This is a genomic window from Pollutibacter soli, from assembly GCA_029269725.1.
GTDB classification, from domain to species: domain Bacteria; phylum Bacteroidota; class Bacteroidia; order Chitinophagales; family Chitinophagaceae; genus Pollutibacter; species Pollutibacter soli.
This window is the reverse complement of the sequence record JARJHS010000001.1, coordinates 177,390-202,049: the sequence shown is the minus strand read 5'-3', so window position 1 is coordinate 202,049 and position 24,660 is coordinate 177,390. Positions and strand designations below refer to the sequence as shown.

The following is a 24,660-nucleotide window of genomic DNA, read 5'->3' as shown; positions in this document are numbered from 1 at the left end:
TCTTATTATTTTCAGGTTTCAAACCAACTTAAACTACTAACGGCTCATGAGTCATCCTACCAAACCCACGAACTATGGCGCGCTCGGAACTTTAGTGATCGTGTTTTTCTTCTGGGGTTTTATAGCAGCATCCAACAGTATCCTTATCCCCTTCTGTAAAACACACTTCAGCCTTTCTCAGTTTGAGTCTCAATTGATCGGTTCTGCATTTTACGGCGCATATTTTATCGGATCATTAATTCTTTTTATCATGTCCAATATCTCCGGATATGATATTGTAAATAAAATCGGCTATAAGCGAGGAATTATTTATGGATTATTTATTTCGGTTATAGGTGCACTTCTGATCATCCCTTCTGCAAATGCGAATTCATTTTATGCAATATTAGGTTCGCTATTTGTTGTTGCTCTTGGCTTTTCGCTGCAACAAACCTGCGCACAGCCGTTTGCCATTGCACTCGGTGATCCCGCGACAGGATCGCATAGATTAAACCTTGGTGGCGGCGTTAACTCATTTGGTACCACACTCGGCCCGTTGATCGTAAGCTTGTTTTTATTTGGAACAGTAAATGAATCAGTTGCAGAAGTCACTGTAAAAAACATTAATAACCTATATATAATTGTTGCTGTTGTTTTTGCTGCTGTTGCCTTATTTTTTCTTTTTTCAAAATTACCGGACGGTAAAAATTTTGAGCCATTCGAAAAAGCAACAAAGGCAGCATGGGCTCTTTTCGCGATGTTTGTTCTGATCGGAGTAATTATATTGGTTGGTCAGTTTACAGACACTCCTAAATTATATCTACTTATCGCTGCAATGCTCGTTGTCGGAGTGATTCTTTTTTACGGGAACGGTGCTGCAGAAAAGAAACCTGAGGGATGGGGAGCAATGAAATTTCCACAGCTTATATATGGTATGATAGGCATCTTTGTTTATGTGGGTGTAGAGGTGACGATCGACAATAACTTCGGGGCACTTTTGAAACTCCCGGGTTATTTTAATGAAACCGGCCTGGATGAAAGCCAGATAAGTCAGTATATATCTCTTTACTGGGGAAGTCTGATGATTGGCCGCTGGACCGGCGCGATCAGTGTGTTTAATTTGTCACCATCATCGAAAAAAATTGCGATGGTGATTGTACCTTTTATCGCATTTGGTGTTGTCCTCGGGGTAAACCGGATTTATGGAAATGAAATCGGTAACCTGTTACCATATGCAGTGTGTATTGTGATCGCGATTGTGGCTTTCTTTTACGGTCAGGAAAAACCGGTCAAAACTTTATTGACCCTTTCAATTCTTGGAGCTATCGCAATGGTCGTCGGTTCTTTCACAACAGGCATTTTCTCTGTTTTTGCCATCGTTTCCGGCGGACTTTGCTGTTCTATCATGTGGCCGTGTATATTTGCGCTTGCGGTGGCAGGGTTAGGAAAATTCACCAGCGAAGGTTCTGCCATGTTGATCATGATGATCCTTGGTGCTGCTATCATTCCACCTTTCCAGGGTGCTGTTGGTGATGGTTCAGTTGGTTTACACAGATCCTATCTTATTGCTGCAGCCTGTTTTGCCGTGCTTGCTTTGCTTGCATTAAAATTGCGTAGCGTTTTAAACAAGCAGGGACTTAATTTTGACCAACAAATTTCTGCGGGTCATTAAAAATTATTTTTTCTTATGGATTTAACGAATGCTGTTCCACCGGTTTCTCAGCAATTCGCATTGGGGATAGATCTGGGCGGTACCAATACAAAGTTTGGACTTGTCAATACACATGGCGATATTTTTCATTACGGTTCCATCTCTACCAATACAAAAGATGCAGTAGAGGATTTCATTGATGACCTGTATGATGCCATTATTCCCGGCATCAATGAAGTGGGTGGACCTGAAATGATCCGCGGAATTGGTATCGGTGCACCCAACGGAAATATCTATAAAGGAACTATCGAATACGCGCCAAACCTGAAATGGAAAGGCATCATTCCCCTCGCTGACCTGATCACCAATAAGTTTGGTATCAAAGCCAGGCTCACCAACGACGCTAATGCAGCTGCTGTTGGTGAAATGACCTATGGTGCTGCAAAAGGAATGCGCGATTTCATTATGATCACTCTCGGTACCGGTGTTGGTAGCGGAATTGTTGCTAATGGTCAGCTCATATATGGTCATGATGGATTTGCAGGTGAATTGGGTCACACGATTATAATACCCGATGGACGCCTTCATCCGGGTACCGGAATTCTTGGTTCTCTTGAAGCCTATGCCTCTGCAACCGGAGTAGCAAGAACTGCCGTTGAATTCCTTGATCAACATCCTGGGATTGAAAGTACCATGCGTACTTATAACCGCGAAGAAATCGATGCGAAGGTGGTGTATGATTGTGCAATAGCAGGTGATAAACTTGCGCAGGACGTATACACTTATACGGGAAATATATTAGGACTGGCTCTCGCCAATTTTGTAATGTTCAGCAGTCCCGAAGCGATTGTACTTTTCGGTGGCATGGCCAAGGCCGGAGATATGATTCTTAAACCGACGCGTGAAAATATGGAGAAACACCTACTCCCAATTTTTCAGAATAAAGTAAAAATTCTTTTCAGCGAACTGAAGGAAGCCGATGCGGCAATTCTAGGAGCGAGTGCGTTGGTGTGGGACGTTTCACGTTGAACGCGGAACGTTAAACGTAGAACGCAGGTCGCTGCGGATGAACAAGTTCGATAAAATACCAGCGCCAAGAATCCGCGTCGTAAAAGAATGCCGAATCAGGAATCAATAATCCAACCGCTTAGGCTAACGTTTAACGTACAACGTTTAATGTTCAACCTTTTCTCTCTCCCACACTCCCTTCCCATACCCAGGTATAACGTGTTTCTCACTATGATAGCTGGAGCGAACAAGCGGGCCGCTTTCAACATAATCAATTCCGAGTGAGTATCCGATTTCGCGGTATTCTGCAAACTCATCGGGATGCACAAACCTGGCGACCTGCAAATGTTTTCTTGTGGGTTGAAGATACTGTCCGATGGTTACGACATCAACACCGCTGTTGGCGAGATCCTGCAAAGTCTGTACAACTTCTTCCTTCTTCTCTCCTAATCCGAGCATGATGCCGGATTTTGTTCTCATGCCTCCTTGTTTCAGTACACGCAAAACTTCCATACTTCTCCAGTATTTCGCCTGTATGCGAACCTGGCGGGTGAGACGTTCAACTGTCTCTATATTATGAGAAACAACCTCAGGCGCTGCTTCAACAATGCGGTTGATATTTTCTTTGTCTCCTTTGAAATCAGGAATGAGGGTTTCGAGTGTTGTATCCGGATTGAGTGACTTGACTGCTTTGATTGTATTATACCAGATGATGCTTCCGCCATCTTTTAATTCATCGCGGTCAACGGATGTGATCACGGCATGTTTTACTTTCATCAGGTGGATCGCTTCGGCTACGCGTTGTGGTTCGTCCCAATCCACTGGTGCCGGTCTGCCGGTTGCCACAGCACAAAATCCACAGCTGCGTGTACAAATGTTGCCAAGGATCATAAATGTCGCTGTACCCGCGCCCCAGCATTCACCCATGTTCGGACAATTGCCGCTTTCGCATATCGTGTGAAGCTTATGGGTATCAACCAGATTGCGGACATTCCGGTAACTCTCGCCAATGGGTAAACGAACCCGGAGCCAATCCGGCTTTTTGGGTTTCTGTTCAACCACAGCATCTATTACTGTCAGTTCTTTCATGTGTAAATAATTTCTATCTGCTAAGCGTCACTTTCGCCCCCCAAACAGCAGTGTGATATAACCATTGTTGAAGAACTGCCTGCCATTTACACCAACCATCTGCTCGATATCCTTGGTGTAGTATTCAAAATTAAATCCAATTTCGATTGCGGTAATGGTAGTATTAAAACGTGCCCAGTCAAAACGAAGAGCAGCTTTTACATGTACGCCGGGAACAAATTTCATTTCACCCCAACCGGAAGAAATTCCTGTACCTCCTACGATAAAGGGTCCGAGAAACTCAGCGCTGTCTGCCTGCGTGTATTTAATTTTTTTAACCTGGCCCGAATTGGGTGGAGATTCCACTTCTATGTAATAGGGCCTTAATAAACCTGCAGAAAGTCCACCAGCGAAAATTGCATAAACGCCAACCCCATTTTTATTTCCTTTACCACCAATCATCAGTTGCTGACCAATACCGAGCTTCACCTGGTAAAACGAATTTTGCTTGCCGTAAATGAAAGGATTGCCAAGCACAACAAAGCCACCACCGATATTATCGCTCGTACTTTGCTTTTCTTCTTTCTGGTGTTTCTTTTCGTTTATTTCAAACTGAAAAATCGTTGCGCGATAAGGTGTTTTCAACTTTCCGAATTCATACGACAATCCATAACCGTCGTTATTGAATTTGATTCCGAATATATTATGCTTTCTGTATGCGGGTTCTCCTTCTTCCTCCATCCGAATCATATTATTGATTCGTTCGCGTTTTGCGGATTTTCTTTCGGCTCTGGATTTAGGAGCTGATCTGCTATCATCAGGTTGCTGATCCTGTGCCTGTGACAATAAACCTAATAACAGCAATCCTGTGAAAATAATAGGTCCTTTCACTTAATTGATATTTGTATTATGGATGTAAATTTAGGCAAATTAAGAACAATGACTTCAAATGTAATATACGAAGGAGGGTTAAGAACTGTTGCTACACATATACAATCAAATTCAGATTTTGAAACAGACGCACCAACGGACAACCAGGGTAAAGGAGAACGATTTTCGCCTACGGATCTTGTTGGCACTGCACTTGCGAGTTGTATGCTAACTACTATGGCTATCAAAGCGAAACATATGGAGGATGATCTGAAGGGTATTAAGATCGATGTTCAGAAAATAATGGTGGCTAATCCCAGAAGAATCGGGCAGTTAAATTTAACATTTCATTACCCCGATACATTCAGTCCGACGGAGGAACAAAAGACACTTCTTGAAGATATAGCAATGACCTGCCCGGTTGCTGAAAGTATCCATCCCGACATTAAACTCGAAGTAAACTTCAACTGGCCCACATTGGTTTAAGCAAAATTCACTAAATAATTTAGCCTTAATTACTAATATTATTGGTAATTTAGTGGATGGACCAATCCACACTTCATAAAGGTCGAGGAGCTCAGATCAACACATTTAACCAGTTTCATAAACATCAGCTGGATAAGGCTGAAGATACCGGTATTGATGAATGGGAAGAACGTGCCGCTCCAACTGTCTATATTGAAGAGTACGCCAAAACTTTAGTCAACAAGGTCGATAGTCCGGATCTTCACTTCGACTATAGTATGAATCCCTATTCCGGTTGCGAACACGGCTGTATTTATTGCTATGCCCGTAACGCGCACGAATACCATGGTTTTAGTGCAGGAATAGATTTTGAGTCGAAGATCATTGTCAGGAGAAATGCACCTCAATTGCTTCATGATTTTCTGATGAGGCCCTCCTGGGAGCCGGCTCCGATAATGCTTAGTGGTAATACCGATTGTTATCAGCCAGCAGAGCAGACTTACAGGCTCACCCGGCAATTGCTTGAGGTATGTCTGAGGTTCAAACAACCGGTAAACATCATTACTAAAAATGCAGGTGTTTTAAAAGATCTTGATGTAATCAGTGAACTCGCCCGGTTAAAGCTGGTATCCATTGTACTTACGATTACATCCCTCGACGAAAAGATCAGAAGAGTAATGGAACCCAGGACAACAACTGCTAAGCAGAAGTTTGAGACCATGCGTCAATTAGCCGAAGCGGGGATACGCGTCGGTGTAATGATTGGTCCGGTTATTCCCGGGCTCACTGATCATGAAATCAGTTCCATCCTTGAGAAAGCAAGTCACAATGGCGCAAGCTTTTCAGCTTATACATTTATAAGACTGAACGGAGTACTTCCACTAATTTTCCACGATTGGCTGCTCAGGCAGTTCCCGGATCGTGCCGGTAAAATCTGGCACCTGATAGAACAATCACATGGCGGAAAAGTAAATGATACCCGTTGGGGGATGAGGATGAAAGGTGAAGGGCCAGTCGCAACCATGATAGCACAACAGTTCAAAAAATTTTCGGCCAGGTTTGGACTGAACGGCACAAACTGGCATCCGGACACATCGCAATTTTGCCGACCGGGAGAACAACTGAAATTATTTTAAATACGCAAAAGGATTCAAATCTCATCCAGCCAGGATTTTGTAACCTCAGGTTCACTTATTGTTTTCTTTATTGCAGGCGATCCATTGAGGAAAGAATGTCCTATCGCGCAGTCAAGGCATCTCTTCTGGTTACAATAGGATTTTTTTAATTGCTGCAGGGCCTGCGTATCCAGTGAATGCAGAGAATCAAAACCCAGCCGTTCATAGATGGAAACTATTGAATTTTTTTCTGCATGAATTTCTGTTAGCCATTGAAGCGACCGATCGACCAGTACCTGTTCTTTGTGATAATTTCCATAAGCATATACTGCAGGGATTACCGTATTGATCAGGATACTTTCAATCATTGTTTCGCCCAGCATCTTTTCCCTGAATGCCGACTCCTCTCCCAGCCTGTAATGCTGATGCCAGTAATCATTGGCCGTCACCCGAAACATATTTTTCAAAACAGTCAAGTCTGTTTCATCTTTCAATACAGAAAACAGATGTGCTGAAGACTGGATTAAAATTGCGAGCTGCGCGAGGCGAAGACTCGGAAAGTTTTGGGGTCGCATTCTCAGAAATTGTACTGGAATGCTTACCGGTTTAAGATGGTATTTTGTCTTTAGAAAATTGTATTCCCGTTGAAGAAGTTTTGAATAAGCATCCTTCATTCTGCCCTGCAGTAAGCCTGCCTGGCCCAGCAATAATGCTTCCAACTGATGAATCTGATTTTTATGGCGACCAATAAGTGTCAACGGAAGTGATACGGCGATGGATTCAAAGGCATCCGTATTAATTTTGTAACCAAAATTTTTTGCGAGCATTCTCCAGAAAGACTCACCCCAATGGTTACCTGTTTTTTTCAGGCTTTCGTAAAATTGGGCAGCTTTTTCCATCAATCTTTCCCGGATAAGATACTGCAGCCAATCTTCATTTCTTTGCCACCCATGTTTGATCCATTCCTGTTCGCAGGGAATATGCGCCATATTGTTCATCCAGGTCTGGTACCTGTCGATCAGCAGTCCGGAAACTCTTCCTTTCAGCTCAAGTAACGGCACATCTTTTAGCTGAAATCCGTCATCATCCCATACCACATGCAGAATCACATTACGATAGTTGTTGTCATCACTGTGATGATGTGTCTTCCAGTCAGAACTGAGTATATGCAACTCCACATTTCCCGCCCAGTCCGTATTCCCGATTTTCAATCTTGCTCCCGTAAAATCAGGGCCCTGGTTGGTGTTCCATTCGCCTGCGTTAATAATTTTTATCATTTCACCTCCGCTGGTGCACAGTTGCTGCTTATTGAAATATCCGAATGCCCAGATAAACTGCAGGAGTTTCTCATTCATGCAAAAATCATTTGCATAAAATTAAATCCGCTATCATAACTGAAGCAAGTGTATTCGATCGGAAAAAGAAGAGAAAAATCTTTTTAGAAATGATCGTTTAACGCTGTAACTACGCGGCTTACCGGAAGCCCCATGACGTTGTAGTAGTCGCCTTTAATACTGTTGATTCCGATGACGCCAATCCATTCCTGTATAGCATATGCCCCGGCTTTATCAAAAGGTTCAAATTCTTTTATATAGAAATTGATATCGGAATCACTCAGCACGTTAAAGCTAACTTCAGTTATTTCGTGAAAAGCAATTTCCTTTTCTTTTGTGCTGATGACAACTCCCGTAATTACGAGATGGGTTCGCCCGGATAAAAGTTTAAGAATATTGAATGCATCTTGGGCATCCGTAGGTTTACCAATGATTTTATCATCAACTACAACGATAGTATCCGCCGCCAGGATCGGATGATTATCTTCGTATTGACGAAATACAGGTTTGTTTCTTGCAGCAATTCCTTTTTCCCTTGCGACATAAATAGCCACCTGTTCAGGATTCAGTTCCGATGGAAAAGATTCAGTTGTTTCTGCCGGGAGAATATCGAAATTAAGAAGAGCCAGCTCGAGAATCGCTTTTCTGCGAGGTGATGCAGACGCTAGAATAAATTTCTGTATCAATTATAGAATTTAAAAAATATCATTGAAAGAATTCCGGCAAACATTACGCCCTTGATCATTGTACTGATTGATCCAAAATCCTTACTGGTTTTCGCGCGCAACAATTTACCTAAGATAATTATCAAAGGAAGCAGGATCAGCAAACAATTGTACAGGATCATCCACCACCATTGTAATTGGAAAGCGTATAATTGAAGTATCAGAATAGTTATCATCAATATGATCAGCCATACGGCAACGAACATTTTGCTCGAAGGCATTCCCCATACTATCGGGAGTGTTTTGCACTGGTAACGCATATCACCTTCCATATCTTCAATATCCTTTACAACTTCTCTTATCAATGAAATAATAAAAGCAAATCCGCCGTAAACAACGGCCATCTTATAGATACTTGTCAGAAAATATATCTGTGCTTCTGACTGCCTGCTTAAATTGAATTTGGCTTCGCAAACATAAATAACCAAAACAACCCAGGCAGTGAGTAATGAAATAATAACATTCCCGATCAGCACCTGTTTCTTAAAATTCGTGGAATAGAACCACAGTAGAACAATCGAAAGAAAGTTGAAAATTCCAACGAGCGGACTCCGGGTTTTCCAACTCAGGTAAATGCTGATCAGCAATCCAATTGCTGACAAAGAAAAATGCCAGAGTATTGCCCATCTGCGTTTGATCAGTTTTTCTACAACCAGTCTTTCCGGTTTGTTGATCCTGTCGATATTCAGATCGAAATAATCATTAATTACATATCCTGCACCTGCAATCAAAACAGAAGCAATTACAAGAAGTACCAGGTTGGCGATTGTAAGTGTGACTGTTGAACCCGGATATGATTCATGATGCGGAATAACAATGCAGAAATAAAACAGAACCTGTGTTAATGCAATAAACACCAGGTTAGGAAAGCGTATCAGCCTTATAAATGCATTAAGAGGGTTCATAGCGTGAAGATAGCCAAGAAATTAAATACTACTAACGCCCGCAGCAGGATTCCATTGTTTATGCAACTTCAGTACTTTTTCAATCACATCACGCACAGCACCTTTACCTCCGCTTCTTGAAGAAATATATTTTGAAATTTCCCTTATCCCACTGTCCGCATCAGCGGGACAACAACTCACCCCTGCGAACAGTAACGCATTGCTATCAGGAATATCATCACCCATATACAGTATTTCTTCGGTTTGCAGATTTTTTGATGCGGCCCATTTTTCAAGACAGTTCACTTTATCTGTCACCTGCTGGAATACATCAGTAACGCCTAAACGACGAAGTCTTTCTTCAACAGGCGCGGATTTTGATCCGGTAATGACAGCCACATAATATCCTTTTTTTACGGCGAGTTGTAATGCATACCCATCCTTTATGTCCATTGTTCGCAGCCATTCTCCGTCGGGCATAATAATTAATGATCCGTCAGTCAGAACACCATCCATATCAAACACAAAAGCTTTAACGGGTTTGAAGAGTTCAAGCAGATTCATCCGCCGAAGATATAAAATGGTTGATCAATCGGTTTTATCCTTTGATTTATGCCTGAACTGTTCAGAAATTAGTTCAGTAAAATGTTCATAGAGCTTTTTAAGCCTGGGATAGTGCTTAAGGCTGTCAAGATGCCGCGAAATAGTATCGGAATCATTGCGGATTGCAGGACCTGTCTGAACTTCAGCGGGTGAAACATGTTCCAGCCGGTTGATGGTTTCTTTTAACAGAGGTAATAGCATATCCGCATCCAGTTTCTCCTTCTCACAATAATCGTATACAAGTATCAGGAGGTAATTGATAAAATTGGCAGAACTGACTGCAGCGAGATGGTAACGACTCCGGATTTCATCTCCTGCGATGGTTACCTGCTCTGAGATTTCCCTGGCAAAAAAACGGACCGTATCCAGCACCAGCGGATCGGAACCATCCACGAGTAAAGGAATTTCCGGAACGAAATCCAACTCTTTTCGAAGTGACTGCAATGGGTAAATTACACCATAACGGGGCAAAATCGTTTTCAAAACTTCTTTTGAAACCGATCCTGCAGTATGTACAATAATTCCCTGATGAAGACGGATATGATCCTTCAGTTCTGGCAGGAACTGGTCAGACAAGGCTGCGATATACAGATCTGCGGGTACGATATCATCACCAAAATCCCGGACCAGTAAGCCGGTAGGAAGTGTGACTCCTGAAAGACTATCCGGGTTCCTGCAAACAACCGCGCGCAACCGATGATTAGTCCTGGAAATCAGACGAATAAAAACGATGGCCACATTGCCTGATCCGATAATGACTATATCCATCACATTAGTTATTCGTTAAACCTATATAAAAAAACGGTAGTCCGTTGAAGAGATGCTGAAATTCTGGCAGAAAAATCTCATTGCCCAAGGTAAAAATCACGTTTTCAGGGTATTTTTTGTCACTAATTTGCTTCCCGGTTTACATGTTGGAGAGAGCACATTTCCTGAATTTATCACATTAGCTTATTATTGCAGCACTAAAACCCGGGAAATGAGTCTTTGAAAAACCGAGAATGTACGGTTTGATCAGGCAGGTGTTCAAAGAATAAATCGGGGAACCACAATAACTTATGGCGAAAAACCTATTGATAGTAGAGTCACCCGCAAAGGCGAAAACGATAGAAAAAATCCTTGGGCAGGATTTTGAGGTGAAGAGCTGTTTTGGCCACATCCGCGACCTGGAAAAGGACGAAATGGGCATAGACGTCAAAAAAGGCTTCAAACCCAGATATATTGTTCCGGACGAAAAGAAAAAGGTTGTTACCGAGTTAAAACAGATCGCAAAGAAATCCGATGAAGTTTGGCTCGCAACGGATGAGGACCGGGAAGGAGAAGCCATCAGCTGGCACTTGTGTGAAGTGTTGGGACTGGATCCGGAAAGTACAAAACGCATTGTTTTCCACGAGATTACAAAGCCTGCTATCAAATCTGCTGTAGCTGCTCCCCGCACTGTAGATATGAACCTGGTAAATGCCCAGCAGGCAAGAAGAATTCTTGATAGAATTGTGGGGTTTGAACTCTCTCCCATTTTATGGCGCAAGATGAGCATGCGTGGTAACCTCAGCGCTGGTCGTGTGCAGAGCGTTGCCGTTCGACTGATCGCCGAACGCGAAAGGTCGATCAACTCTTTTGTGCCAGTAAGCAGTTTCAAGGTTGATGCTTTCTTTTCCGCGAAAGATATAAATGGTAAAGCCGTTCAGTTTAAAGCAGAGGGAAGTAAATATAATCAGGCTGATGATGCAAGGAAATTTCTTGAATCCTGCACCGGTGCGAAATATTCAGTAGCGGATATACAGGTGAAGCCAACGAAAAAATCACCTGCAGCGCCCTTCACGACGTCAACCTTACAACAGGAAGCAAGCCGTAAGCTTGGCTATGGTGTGAGCCGTACCATGATACTCGCACAAAAACTGTATGAGGCCGGACATATCAGCTACATGCGTACGGACAGTGTCAATCTGAGTGACACTGCGATGGATGGTATTACATCCCAGATCAATACCAGTTACGGTAAGGAGTATGTGCAGGTTAGAAAATTCAAAAACAAGAATGAATCTGCTCAGGAAGCGCATGAAGCTATCCGTCCTACCAATATGGAAACCATAAAGGTGGATATTGCTGACGCCCAGAAATTGTATGACCTGATCTGGAAACGCACCATGGCTTCGCAGATGGCAGATGCTGAACTGGAGAAGACAATAGCTAAAATTGAAATTTCCACAAACAAAGAGCAACTTACCGCACAGGGTGAAGTACTGAAGTTTGATGGATTTCTGAAAGTATATATGGAGGGTAAGGATGACGATGACGAAAACAGCGAAGAAGATGATGCAGAAGGTATGCTTCCGCCGTTATCAGTTGGTCAGCAACTGAATCTCAGAGAGATGAAGGCTACTGAAAGATTCAGCCGTCCTTCTCCAAGATATACCGAGGCCTCTCTTGTAAAAAAACTGGAAGAACTTGGTATTGGCCGTCCCTCTACTTATGCTCCTACGATATCAACCATTTTGAAAAGAGGTTATGTTGAGAAGAGAGACAAGGAAGGTGTAAAAAGAGACTACCGTGTATTGATGTTAAAGGATGATAAGATCACTACCGTCACTGAACAGGAAAATACCGGCGCTGAAAAAGCGAAGCTTTTCCCAACAGATCTGGGATTGGTGGTTACTGATTTTCTGGTGCAGTATTTCGACGATGTGATGGATTACGGCTTTACGGCGCGGATCGAAAATGAGTTTGATGAAATCGCTTTGGGCAAGATGAAGTGGAACAACATGCTCAATGATTTCTACATTCCATTTAAAGAAGATGTTCAAAATACGCTTGAGAAAGCAGAGAGAATCAGCGGAGAAAAGGAACTTGGATTTGAACCGGAGTCTGGCAAAAAAGTAATTGCCCGAATGGGTCGTTATGGCCCGATGGTACAGATTGGTGATGTAAATGATGAAGAGAAACCCAGGTTTGCAAAGTTAAAAAATACGCAAAGCATCGAGACCATTACTTATGATGAAGCAATGGAACTTTTTAAACTCCCGAGAGTACTTGGTGAGTTTGAAGAAAAACCTGTCCAGGTAAATATTGGGCGTTTCGGGCCATACATTGCTCATGATGGCAAATTCTACTCGCTTTCAAAAGAACATGATCCGTATGAAGTAGATCTTGATACTGCCATTCCTATAATCATCGAAAAAAGAAAAGCGAAGGAAGAACGCACAATTAAAGTTTTCGAAAAAGAGAAAATACAATTGCTGCGCGGACCCTACGGTCCCTATATTAAAAAAGGATTGCGCAATTTCCCTATTCCAAAGGAAAAACAGGAATCCGCTGCCAACCTGGAAATAGCCGAGGTACAGAAAATAATTGAAGAAGTAATTGCTAATCCACCAAAGAAGAGGGCGCCTAAAAAGAAGAAGGCCTGAGAGGTGGAAAGTTGAAGGTTTAAAGTTGAAAATATAAAGTTAAGAGAGAAAAGAAGGGTGTTTTGTTTGTAAAAAACAGAATGCCCTTTTGATTTTTCGGGGAGTTGGCTCACTTTCCGCCTGTGGACGGTGAGGATTCACTCCTGTGTGGAATTACAAAAGAAATTCCGGTGACCCCGCCTGCGGGATTTAAAAACCAATATGTAACACCGATGCACCCCAATGAAAACAAGGGCAGTTGCGATAACAGACTTTTGTTTATTCATCTCCTCATTTTCTGCAGGAGCGGCTGTTTTACTTTCAACTTTTAATCTGCCTTTGCCGGCAGACGGGCATTCAACCTTATACCAGGCAAACCCAATTCCGGCGTCATTCAGGATCATTTCCACAGTTCGCATTTAAATGTAGTTAAAGCGATTACAGGAATATCATTCCAATGATGACTAAACAGCATAAAGGCAATTCATCATCATTTCCTATCTTCATCATCAACAGGCATTTGCAAGCGTTACTTACCCTGCATACCGAGGTAATCGCCGCCTGTTTCAGCCTTGAAAAATTACTTTTCCCTCGATAATTGCCAAAGTGAAAATCTGACAAACCAATTTTTTCGGTTAGGGATCTACGTTTATAAACGACGCAGTTTACAGCCGTTATTAAGGCTTATTCAGGTGTTGTGGATAATTAGAAAAGTTCCGGCAACGTATATCCCCCGATATTTATTTTCAGAAAACGCTAACAATTTTTTTTGATTGCTTACGTCTTAATTAAGAACCCTTTACTTCGAAACTATGGAACCGACAAGAGAGATGTCCGCACTTTTTCACCTGATTGACGATCCGGATACGGAGGTATACTCTACTGTAAGTGAGAGGATCGTCAGTTTTGGAAAAGACATCATTCCGAACCTTGAAAATCTTTGGGAAAATACAGTTGAAGAGGATGTTCAGGAAAGGATAGAGATGCTTATCCATCGACTGCATTTCCAGGATCTTCAACAGGAATTTACACACTGGAGCCTTCGTGATTTCCCGGAATTGCTCGAAGGCGCGTTACTGGTTTCGAAATATAAGTTCCCTGATATTCACATCAGCCCGATCAACGGTGAAATTGAAAAACTCAGGAGGAATATCTGGCTCGAATTGAACAGTTACCTGACACCACTGGAGCAGATCAATGTTGTCAACAAAGTTTTATTCTCTCATAATAAGTATAAAGGCGTTGAAATTTCCTATCAGAACCAGGAAGAATTTCTTTTGAATAAAGTGGTGGAAACAAAAAGAGGAAATGCAATCGCCAACGGGATTCTTTACCAGGCCGTGTGCCAGATGCTTGATGTTCCGGTAAAAGCGATCAATATCCCCCGCCAGTTTATCCTTGCTTATTTTGATAACAGTTCTGACTACTTTAACACCAACCCAAAGCCAAATAAAATTCTGTTTTACCTGGATCCTGTTTCGGGCCAGGTATATACACAGAAAGATGTAGAAAATTATTTCAAAAGAATTTCTGTCACTTCATCTCCTTCTTATTTCAAACCGATGAGCAACAGAAAAATCATTCAGTTCCTGCTGAATGAATATTCAAAATGCTTTGATGATGATAAGAACAGGTACAAACAAAATGAAGTATTGAGTTTGTCAGAGATCCTGATCGAACAGAAATAATTCTTTTCCGGTTAACCATCAACGCCCCAGCCGTTTCTGACCTTTGATGAAGAAGACGGTAGACGGTAGACAGCAGACGTTAAAGGCAATAGGCAGTAGTTAGTAGGCAATAGTAACAGCCGTCCTACGAATGAGCAATGTGTCATAAAATTCTGCTGCCAAATTGATCTGCTGACTTTCTACATTTACCTCCACCCGTCCGATATTATTTCATATTCACCATTCAGAGTGCCTAAAAAAAGGTTACTATCAGGATATAATCATTTCCATCTTCTTCAGAACAAATGAATGTTACATTCGCAAAAGATAACTTACAACTTAAAACCTACAACTCTTATCTTCTTCTTCTCTCACTTTAAAAAAAAATTGCCCGCCGTTCCCGGCAGGCAATCAGTTTTTGGATTATCTCAATAATGAAAATTGCTCTCAGATCACATCCTATCAGCGTGCAATCACAATTTTGGTATTAACAGTCCTGGTTCCATCTGAAACAATGACCTGGTAAACACCTGATGGCAAGGTTGAAGTAGACAGTGAATGAATCGCTCCTTTCATAATTGTTGTTAGCATAAGCTTACCAAACCTGTCGTATACTCTTATGGTACACTTTTTACCGATAGCCGGATCATACCTGATCTGAACCTGATCACGTGCAGGATTAGGATAAGCCCTGAGTTCCGCGAGAATGCCTGTACCATGTATGTTTACTGCAGGTGACGCTATCACGATATCCGCAGATGTTGCAGTACATCCGCTGACGTTTGTTACAACTACCTGGTAGGTTCCCGGTTCAGTAGTTGTATAAACATTACTGGTTGCGTCCGGAATAAGCGTATTGTCTTTATACCACGCGTAAGCAGCATGTCCCGCCGTTGCAGTAAGAACATTGCCAACTTTTGTCACTATTGGTTTCGCAGGAAGTGCGTTTACTACAACAGTAACCGCAGTAGAAACGATGCTGCAATTGCTCGCATTGGTTACTTTTACTGAGAATTGCCCTGCGGTTGTTGCTTCGTAAATTTTTGCTGTCGCTCCTGCTATTGCTACACCGTTTTTAAGCCATTGATTTCCTTCATCAGCACTCGAACTGAGCTCAACTTTTCCTCCTGCACAAATTGCGGGTGAACCCTGTGCTGTGACCACCGGAATTGCTGGTAAAGGATTTACTGTTACGACCGATGTAATTGAAGTGTTTGTACATCCGCTGGCATTGGTAACAACTACCCTGTAATTACCGGAATTGTTTACTACCAGTTTGTTTGTCGTTTCGCCAACCAAAGCAACATCATTTTTGTACCATTGATTATCTGTCAATGAACCTGATGTCAGGGTAATTGATTTACCGCTGCAGAATGTGAGTGCACCGCTGGAAGTTATTCTCGGAGCCACCGGTAATGGATTTACCACCACAGCAAATGTATCCGATGCAGTTGCGCATCCTGTTACATTACTTACTTTCAACAGATACTTACCCTGGGTAGAAACGACAATTGATTTTCCAATGGAGTCCGGTAACAATTTACCATCCTTGTACCACTGATTTCCTGTAATTGTATTACTTGTCAGGGTAACAGTTTTACCTAAGCAAATACTCAAAGGACCGCTCGCTTTTACAAGCGGTTTCGCAGGGTTTGTACCTACCGTCACTGTCACTGGAAGTGATGTGGCTTTACAACCATAAACGTTACCTACAGTAACGGTGTAGCGCCCCGTAGCATTGGCCTTATAAGTTCTCCCCGTCGCTCCTGCTATAATTATACTGTTCCTGTACCATTGATATGTTGTTGCTGCAGCACTGGTAAGGGTGATCTCCGTAGCTGGGCATATGGTTACCGGACCAGCGGGTACAATCGCAGGTACTGCCGGTAAGGCATACACGATAACCGTCGATACGAGTGAGTTAGCAAAGCAACCTCCGGCGTTCGTTGCGCGTACAGAGTATCTTCCGGCTGACGTTGCCTTGTAAGTCCGCGCAATAGCTCCTGCAATAGCAACACCATTGAAATACCATTGATTTCCAGATAGTGCACTTGAGGTGAATGTAACCGATGAACCTGCACAGATACCCAATGGTCCGCTCGCTGTTATCACCGGAACAGGTGGATTATCTGAGTAAGTCACCCTTGTTGCCAGGGATGTGGAAACACAATTAGAAGAATTTGTTACTTTGACGGTATAAGTTCCGGCTCCAACTACTTTATACGTTTTTGCTGTAGCGCCGGAGATGATCACGTTATCCTTGTACCATTGATTTCCCGCTGCAGCATTTGATGTCAGGATCACACTTGTACCTGGACATAATTTTAAAGAACCGCTGGCAGTAACCAAAGGAACAGGAGGCAATGGGTTAATAGTAATAGTCACAGGATCAGATACTGCCGCGCATCCTCCTGCATTCGTAGTTTTTACAGTATAGGTTCCCGTTACTGTCGGCAGATAAGTCCTTGCCGTAGCTCCGGCAATCGGCGCACCGCTTTTCAACCATTGATTGCCGGCAGCAGCTGTTGAAGTCAGCGTCACCTTAGCACCTGTACACACAATAGCGCCACCTGAAACAGAGATAACCGGCTTAACCGGAAATGCAGAAACAGTGACGGTCACCGGATCTGAAGTCCGGATACATCCGCCTATTGTCAGCTTCACAGTATAGACTCCGCTTGCCGTGGCAATATATGTTCTTGCTGTTGCGCCTGGGATTATTTTATTGTCCTTGTACCACTGATTACCGCCAGCGATAGTTGATGTGAGTGTTACATCTCCGCCAGTACAGAAACTCGTGGGTTTATTTGGTGCGATTGCCGGAATAGCGAGGTTTATTAATTCTGCACCTCTGAATTCTCCGATATTACCATTGGCACAAATTTCGGCTACCTCTACCCGGTAGTTTCTTGCATTTCCACAGCCGATGATGATGGTATGACCAGCAGCAGCAGCACCGAGTGTATCAGCCTGGAAAACAGGTTGGCTCTTTTCTTTCCAACGCACGATATACCCTTTCAGTCCTTCTTCATTCAGCCATTTAGCATCGATATTTCCAGTTAACGGATTTGAAACGATGCTTAGCAATTCCGGTGCCGAGCCATCACATACATCGGCGTCGCAATTGGTAATACATGCCGCCTGTCCGGAAGCAAACCAGTTTTCAAAAGCATTTTTACTGAATTGACTGAAATCCACATTTGATGGATTCACTGACGGCGCCATAATAAATTGTGCTCCCGGTGCATCATGATCCATGCTGAAATTGTGACCATGTTCATGACTCAACAAACACCTCATTGACTGAGCAGAAACACCATATTCGCGGATGGCAGCATCGCCCCCAGCCGTACAGGTAAACCCGAGATACGCCAGGCCGACAACTCCGCCGGTAAAATTTTTGGTACTGAACCAGAAAGAACTGAGATCATTTGACGATTTGAAATAATCGCCACCGATGATGTTAAAATTATTGAGGTTGACATAAATATCATCAGTAGCGGCCCATGGATTTGCATGAGCTGTTACGCTTACCACCAGCTCGGTGATATGAAACTGCAAATCATATGTAAATTCATCCTGGTAATCCCCTTCGCTCAGATTATATATCGAAGCAATATAAGTGGCAGTGGTATTCAGGCTATTATTATGAGCCGAAAATGTGGTGGAATTGGCCAACACTGCGATTTCAGTTGTCTTGCAAATTCCTGCTGCACCGGTGGTTTTTAAGTTGGGGGTAGTTTTATTTTCCCTCGTCAATTGTTTGTTCGGTAAAACATCGCAGTATACATTCCTGTCAGCAATCACATCAGATTTCCTGTACCTGATCAACACATTTTCCGGGGCAGATGGATCAATATTCCGCAGATTTTCCAGTAGATATACTTCGCCGTTTAAACTGCTCTCTCCAAGTATAAAATTTTCACCAATGGTTAGCCGGGAATTTGGGCCGTTGAGGTACAGCAATTCGGGGAATGGAAATTCCGTGCGAACGCCACCTTCCAGCCTCACCAGCCTGGACCGACTATCCGTAATGGGATGATGAGTGCCAGTGAAAACCATTTCATCAGTACCAAGTTTCATTCTCACCTGGCGGGTAGTCTGAATGGAAGGAGTACTGAACCTCTTTTTAAGCAGATATGTATTCCAGGAGCGGAATTTCGAACTCAGGGTAACCTGGAAACCAGCGGCGCTTACCGGATCAGCCTCGATGAGCATTTCCTGGGCGTTTGCACTATTAAAATAAACGGAAATTATTGACAACGACACGAATAGAATCAAGGGTAAAATCCTTCTCATAAACAAGGTTAAGCGGGATTAATAATTCAGGACCTTGAATTCTAAGCAGTCGTCAGGAGGTAGGTAGACGGCTTATAAATATAGATTTAAAAATTCGTGTCTGCAAGGATGAGACGGATTTTAATACCGGGATACAAAATAATGCCCGCCATTTTTCCAGATGGCCAGACTGAACATGATCTCGCTGATAAAGCTGAGCATAACGTATCATCTGAAGAATTGCAATCTGGGCCACCTAGCCTATCAGCTGTTTGAAATTTCAGGTCTGATTTGCTCATAGTATTGTGACATAGTATCCCTATGTCCCGGGCGTCACCAAACTCCCGAAAAACGACTCTTACGACTTAACCTCAGGACTAATAATTAAAGAAAAGTCATCTTTTACAAAATGATCTCGTAATATAGTATTCCTATTTTTATCCAAATGTATTACCGGAAATACAAACCCTGCAATGACCTTGATAATTATGTAGAATGTTACTTTGTATGGGATAGTGAGGGGTCGATGGATACATCAATGATCGTTGAATCTCCTCCCAACGGGTTTTGCTCTATTGTGTTCAATTATGGTAACCAGTATAGTCTGACGAATAAAAGATATGAACGGTTAAATGTTCCAATGCAATTTGTTTCGGGTCAGAATATATACAGCTTCAAACTTTTTCTTCAGGGTAGGATTGGTATTGCAGGAATAGTGTTCCGGCCAGCCGCATTGTCGACAATATTTAATCTTCCCATGTATGAGTTAGTAGAAGACCGGCTTGATCTGTATAAAATTTTCAAACGTGAGCTGGTAGATAAATACGTTCATGCCATTGAAGGATCCGCTTCAGAAAAAGAAAAAGTAAACCAGCTGGAAGATTTCATTCTGCACCAGGTCCATATACTTAAGCCTGAGCCGGATTATATAGATGAAGCTGCCAATTTTATCGTGCAGCATAACGGTATGCTGGAAGTAAGTGACTTGCTAAAAAACAGCTGCATGAGCCGGCGGACTTTTGAAAGAAAGTTTTTCCAAAAGGTCGGTCTCAGTCCAAAATATTATGCACGCATTCGTCGCATCGCTTACCTGTGCAACCTGATAGCCGGCAAAAAAAAAGTAGACTGGGCAAAAATTTTTTATGAATGCAACTATTATGATCATGCTCACTTTATAAAAGACTTTGAAGAATTCACTGGTCGAACGCCCAATCAATATCTCCAGGAAAATACCGAACTGGCAAACTATGTAGAAAAAAGCCATCAGCAGAATTGACGCATTTTTACAATTGGTTGACGCAGAATTACAATAGCTTTATCCCGGAAGATAATTACTTTGTTTATCGTCCTTTAAAATTAAGATCACTTTAAAACCATTGTACAATGAACACGGCCACACATTTGCAAAACGAGCTGAGCATAAAAAATGCTTGCATAGAATTCATGTTTTCTTATCAGCAAAAAAACCTTCAGAAAATGTTATCGCTTTGTGATACGGATGGTATCGTTGAATTTGTACCTCTCGGCGATGGTGGTGTTGGGAAAATCGGAGAACTCGGAAAAGCAATATGGGGTGGATTAATGGAATGCTTTCCGGATATCGACAACACGTTGGATTCAGCGATTGCTGAAGATGAAAACACTGTTCGTTGCCAGGTAGTGATTCGTGGTACACAGGTGAAAGATTTCGCAGATATTAAAAACAAGGGTAAGCATTTTGACAGTGATCATATTTTTATTTTCCGTTTAAACGAAAACAATACAATCAATCATATTAATATCTCCTGGGATCATGAAGACTTTAAAAGACAATTAGGGTCGTGAATAATTATTTCACTTTCAGAAATTATTTTTATTTTAAATTTAAAATTTCTATATTCATACTGTCGTCTTCAAATAAAGAAATTCTTTTGTACTCTCCGGACCATTGTTGAATTCTCGCGCCCTGAAATTTTATACTCACTAATTTCCATTTCTAAAACTGAATAGCTTCGGAGTCACTTGACTCATGAGATCTGTATTTCTTCGGCTTACCACGAGCTTTTCATTTGTAAAGATTTTCAGATACCCTTACTCTATACCTGAAAGTAGCACACCATTTTCCTGCCCGGATAAAATCTTGCAGTCTGGTTATAGTCAGATTCACAATTATTTGCAGTGGTAGCACTGCATGGTTAACTATTGTCAAAAAACACAAATGATACAATATGAAATTAACTAGCAGACCGTTGTTGCTGTATGTTATTTGTTATCTGGGCTATTTGCCGGCAAGTGGCCAGGCCAATATTGAATTATCAAACCTCAATAGTATAACTGCGGCGAATCTTTCCCTCACTCCTTTCAATACCGAGTTTGTTTCGCTGGGCAGTGCTTCGAAACAGTGGAAATATGCCTACATCACCGGTTCGGTTTATTTTGATGCATACCCGACTATCAAAATATTAAGTGGCGCGCAATCCATTTTCATTGGTTTAGAGGCAGGCAAATCAGCATCTAACATTTATTTTAATACTGGCTTAGGCGATCATTCCCTGAAAAATAACTCAGGGCAATATAACACTGGAACCGGTTACCAAACATTAATGCGAAATACCACGGGCAGTTTTAATGTTGCTGCAGGATACATGTCGCTAAGCAATAATCTTACAGGTAATTCCAACAGTGCTCTTGGCTTCCATAGCCTGTACAGCAACAAAGTCGGCTCAAATAATATCGCGGTAGGATATCGCACACTTTATTATCTCGGCATAACAGCGCCGGCTTCACCGGGATTACCACAAGGGAAAAACAATACTGCTATCGGGTCACAAGCCATGTACAGCAACAGAGGAGGATATAACAATACGGTTATAGGAACAATGGCTCTATATCTGGGAGTGAGTGCTGTAAATAATACGGCTGCAGGTTTTCAGGCCATGTACAGTAACAGCACAGGAATAGAAAATACTGCCATTGGTTTCAAAGCTTTGTATTCACAAACCACAGTTATCAATAATGTGGCTGTTGGTGATTCAGCTTTATATGCTAACCGTACAGGCGCAAACAATACCGCAATCGGTTCAGGTGCCTTGGCTGGAGGCACGCAGCAGGCTAACACTGCCATCGGCTATAATGCTTTGAAGAATCAGACAACCGGTGTTAGCAATGTCAGCATCGGCCAGCTTTCCGGAACAGGGTATACCACAGGTTCTTCGAATACTTTTATCGGGACTGAATCCGGAGCATCTGTAAGTACAATTTTTGAAACGACGGCCATTGGCTATAAGACGCTGGCAACGGCATCCAATCAGGTCAGGATCGGTAATAGCGACATTACAGATATTGGAGGAACTAAAGCCTTTGCTAAAATCAGTGACGCCCGGTTCATGCTGATTGAAGAAGATGAAGTGGCGGGAATGAATTTTATAGAAAAACTCAGGCCGGTAAGTTATACCACAGTACTCAAAAAATCGAATCAGGCCATCGGAAATGTGTTGAGCAGTGAAATGAATTCCGGAGCAAGAAAAATTTCAACTCCGGCAACAAATGATACACTCATTTCGACTGGATTTATCCCCGCGGAACTTAGTCAGCTGATTAAGGAAACAAGCCCGGTAATTAAAGTAATTGATGACCCTGGTGATGGGTCTGATGAATATGGTATCCGTTATGCAGAATTTGTTGTTCCACTAGTTAAATCCGTTCAGGAAATGTCGGGTATTCTGAACAGTAAAAAAAATGAATTGAGTGATGTTCGGAAAGAACTTGATGAACTCAGGCATATGCTGAATGAATTGGCGCTAATAAAAGCGGAAAATTCTCCGATAGTTATTTATAATTCACCCAACCCGCTAACAGTATACACGACTATCGCCTACAGGTTACCGGTAGCTTACAACAAGGCATTTGTAGTACTGTATGATAAACTTGGGCGTAAACTGCAAGAAGTCAATATCAGCGGGACTACTAATGGAAATATCAGGGTGGACATGTCGCGCTATGCTTCAGGCATGTACCATTATAACCTGATTATTGACGGGAAAATAATGAAAACTGAAAAAATGCTTAAGGCTCAATAGTAAATCCGCTTTTCATTTCTTTAACTCTATTACAGAATCAATATGAAACTTATTTTACTAATAATCATTACCAGTCTTTGCACATTATATCACAATTTATCAATAGGTCAGGCGAACACATCTCTCAGCAATCTGCTTGCACCAGTTGGGATTACCACCAATTTCAATCCAGGAACTAATGCCAGTCTAAATCTTGGTAGTGATACAAAGAGCTGGAAGAATATTTATTTATTCAAAGGCCTCTACATAAGAGGTAATAATATATTTTCTCATCGCATTGGCGACAATCTTTTTGCGGGAGCGAATGCGGGGAATAGTAATGCCAATGTAAATAGTGCGCATGGCTTTGGATATTCAGCACTAAAATCTATTTCAACAGGATATGGTAACACTGCCGCAGGAGCATTTGCTTTAACCAGCAACACCACGGGGGAACGTAATACAGCTGCAGGAAGCCGCGCATTAATGGACAATACATCAGGCTCCTATAATTCAGCTCTGGGTGCTTATGCTCTGCAGAAAAATATTGATGGGAATGATAACACAGCGATTGGCACTTACTCTTTGTGCAATAACACGACCGGAAATAACAATGTTGGTGTTGGAACCCGGACACTTTATGCCAATATAGAGGGTGGGAGAAACGTAGGCGCCGGATACAATGCACTTTCGGGCAATACAACTGGCGATGGAAATGTCGCACTGGGTTTTCAGTCGCAATTGAAAAATCAGGCCGGTAGGTTTAATGTGGCAGCCGGGGCATATTCGTTGTTCAGTAATATCACAGGTTTAAATAATACCGCCCTCGGAAATAACAGTTTACTTTTTAACACAGGGTCAGGTAATACGGCAATCGGTTCTGAGGTACTGACGGCTAATCAAAAATCCTTTAATACTGGAGTAGGAAGAAACAGTTTATATAAATCCGGCTCTGCTTCCGGGAATACTGCTATTGGTGCACTTAGCGGTGCAGCCTGGAACAATATCGGTTCCAATAATACCTTTATCGGAGTGGAGGCTGATGCAGGGGTAACAGGAGGCTGGTTTGAATCTATTGCGATAGGCTATAAAGCAAAAATTACTTTAAGCCACCAGGTGAGAGTAGGCAATGGTACCACGGTCAGCATTGGTGGATTCCAGAACTGGTCAACTTTTATTAACGCCCAGGGGATGGAAGATGTTAGGGAAGATATCCCAGGTCTTAAAATAATTAAGGCGTTGAAACCGGTTACGTATGGTTGGTCGGCTGAATCTGGATTGAAACAAAACCAACAACAGAGATCAACAGGATTTCTGGCACAGGATTTATTTAAAATTGCGAAAGCACAGCAGGGTCGCTTTATGCCTGTGCTCGAGCCACAAAATGAAAGCGGATACTATTCCATCCAATATGAGTCTCTGGTATTACCTCTCATTAAGTCCTTACAGGAATTGAATAAAAGAGAAAAAGAATCCGATAAAGAAATTCAGGCTCTGCAAAAAGAAATTGCTGAATTAAAATCTGCAATTGAGTTGAGTGTGCATCAGGCCAAACGAGGCAATGGAGTTAATTAAAAAAAAATCCCTTGA

The 24,660-nt window shown here is 42.2% G+C and carries 18 protein-coding genes; 10 read left to right on the top strand and 8 right to left on the bottom strand.

What is annotated here, in order from left to right; translation table 11 throughout:
• The first annotated feature begins 46 nt into the window (after positions 1-46).
• Positions 47-1,651: an MFS transporter gene (locus tag P2W82_RS00895; RefSeq protein ID WP_336513941.1), complete on the top strand. Its 1,605-nt coding sequence runs from the start codon at positions 47-49 to the stop codon at positions 1,649-1,651.
• A gap of 15 nt (positions 1,652-1,666) precedes the next feature.
• On the top strand, positions 1,667-2,659 hold the full coding sequence (locus P2W82_RS00890; RefSeq protein ID WP_336513940.1) for an ROK family protein: 993 nt from the start codon (positions 1,667-1,669) through the stop codon (positions 2,657-2,659).
• Between the two features lie 144 nt (positions 2,660-2,803).
• On the opposite strand, the gene lipA is transcribed toward P2W82_RS00890, so the two are convergent.
• Positions 2,804-3,727, bottom strand: a complete 924-nt coding sequence (gene lipA, locus P2W82_RS00885) for a lipoyl synthase (RefSeq protein WP_336513939.1) — start codon at positions 3,725-3,727, stop codon at positions 2,804-2,806.
• A 27-nt stretch (positions 3,728-3,754) separates the two neighbouring features.
• A complete protein-coding gene (locus tag P2W82_RS00880; protein WP_336513938.1) occupies positions 3,755-4,597 on the bottom strand; it encodes a hypothetical protein in 843 nt (280 codons plus the stop codon).
• Between the two features lie 48 nt (positions 4,598-4,645).
• On the opposite strand from P2W82_RS00880, the gene P2W82_RS00875 reads away from it, so the two are divergent.
• Both P2W82_RS00875 and P2W82_RS00870 read left to right on the top strand, forming a co-directional pair.
• Positions 4,646-5,062: an OsmC family protein gene (locus P2W82_RS00875; RefSeq protein ID WP_336513937.1), complete on the top strand. Its 417-nt coding sequence runs from the start codon at positions 4,646-4,648 to the stop codon at positions 5,060-5,062.
• A gap of 56 nt (positions 5,063-5,118) precedes the next feature.
• Positions 5,119-6,177: a PA0069 family radical SAM protein gene (locus tag P2W82_RS00870; RefSeq protein ID WP_336513936.1), complete on the top strand. Its 1,059-nt coding sequence runs from the start codon at positions 5,119-5,121 to the stop codon at positions 6,175-6,177.
• Between the two features lie 14 nt (positions 6,178-6,191).
• Here P2W82_RS00870 and P2W82_RS00865 read toward each other — a convergent pair whose 3' ends face one another.
• From P2W82_RS00865 to P2W82_RS00845, 5 genes are all read right to left on the bottom strand, one after another.
• The gene (locus tag P2W82_RS00865) at positions 6,192-7,511 is read right to left on the bottom strand and encodes a DUF2851 family protein (protein ID WP_336513935.1); all 1,320 of its coding nucleotides are present in this window, start codon (positions 7,509-7,511) and stop codon (positions 6,192-6,194) included.
• A gap of 83 nt (positions 7,512-7,594) precedes the next feature.
• A complete protein-coding gene (locus P2W82_RS00860) occupies positions 7,595-8,176 on the bottom strand; it encodes a Maf family protein (protein WP_336513934.1) in 582 nt (193 codons plus the stop codon).
• Positions 8,173-9,120, bottom strand: coding sequence for a geranylgeranylglycerol-phosphate geranylgeranyltransferase (locus P2W82_RS00855; RefSeq protein WP_336513933.1), 948 nt, complete (start codon positions 9,118-9,120; stop codon positions 8,173-8,175). The genes P2W82_RS00860 and P2W82_RS00855 overlap by 4 nt, the downstream gene beginning before the upstream one ends.
• 21 nt (positions 9,121-9,141) lie before the next feature.
• Positions 9,142-9,663, bottom strand: a complete 522-nt coding sequence (locus P2W82_RS00850; RefSeq protein ID WP_336513932.1) for a KdsC family phosphatase — start codon at positions 9,661-9,663, stop codon at positions 9,142-9,144.
• Positions 9,664-9,687: 24 nt separating this feature from the next.
• The gene (locus P2W82_RS00845) at positions 9,688-10,470 is read right to left on the bottom strand and encodes a Rossmann-like and DUF2520 domain-containing protein (protein WP_336513931.1); all 783 of its coding nucleotides are present in this window, start codon (positions 10,468-10,470) and stop codon (positions 9,688-9,690) included.
• Between the two features lie 290 nt (positions 10,471-10,760).
• Here P2W82_RS00845 and topA point away from each other — a divergent pair, with 290 nt between their 5' ends.
• Both topA and P2W82_RS00835 read left to right on the top strand, forming a co-directional pair.
• Positions 10,761-13,109: a type I DNA topoisomerase gene (gene topA, locus P2W82_RS00840; RefSeq protein ID WP_336513930.1), complete on the top strand. Its 2,349-nt coding sequence runs from the start codon at positions 10,761-10,763 to the stop codon at positions 13,107-13,109.
• Between the two features lie 791 nt (positions 13,110-13,900).
• Positions 13,901-14,776: a transglutaminase-like domain-containing protein gene (locus P2W82_RS00835; protein ID WP_336513929.1), complete on the top strand. Its 876-nt coding sequence runs from the start codon at positions 13,901-13,903 to the stop codon at positions 14,774-14,776.
• A 441-nt stretch (positions 14,777-15,217) separates the two neighbouring features.
• On the opposite strand, the gene P2W82_RS00830 is transcribed toward P2W82_RS00835, so the two are convergent.
• Positions 15,218-19,054 carry a M12 family metallo-peptidase gene (locus P2W82_RS00830; RefSeq protein ID WP_336513928.1) on the bottom strand — a complete coding sequence of 1,279 codons (3,837 nt, stop codon included), beginning with the start codon at positions 19,052-19,054 and terminating at the stop codon, positions 15,218-15,220.
• 424 nt (positions 19,055-19,478) lie between these two features.
• Between P2W82_RS00830 and P2W82_RS00825 the strand changes: the two genes are divergently transcribed.
• From P2W82_RS00825 to P2W82_RS00810, 4 genes are all read left to right on the top strand, one after another.
• Entirely contained in the window at positions 19,479-20,309 is an 831-nt protein-coding gene (locus P2W82_RS00825; RefSeq protein WP_336513927.1) for a helix-turn-helix domain-containing protein, read from the top strand.
• 107 nt (positions 20,310-20,416) lie between these two features.
• A complete protein-coding gene (locus P2W82_RS00820; protein WP_336513926.1) occupies positions 20,417-20,857 on the top strand; it encodes a hypothetical protein in 441 nt (146 codons plus the stop codon).
• A gap of 383 nt (positions 20,858-21,240) precedes the next feature.
• On the top strand, positions 21,241-23,091 hold the full coding sequence (locus P2W82_RS00815) for a T9SS type A sorting domain-containing protein (RefSeq protein ID WP_336513925.1): 1,851 nt from the start codon (positions 21,241-21,243) through the stop codon (positions 23,089-23,091).
• A 42-nt stretch (positions 23,092-23,133) separates the two neighbouring features.
• Entirely contained in the window at positions 23,134-24,645 is a 1,512-nt protein-coding gene (locus P2W82_RS00810; protein WP_336513924.1) for a tail fiber domain-containing protein, read from the top strand.
• Positions 24,646-24,660: the final 15 nt, after the last annotated feature.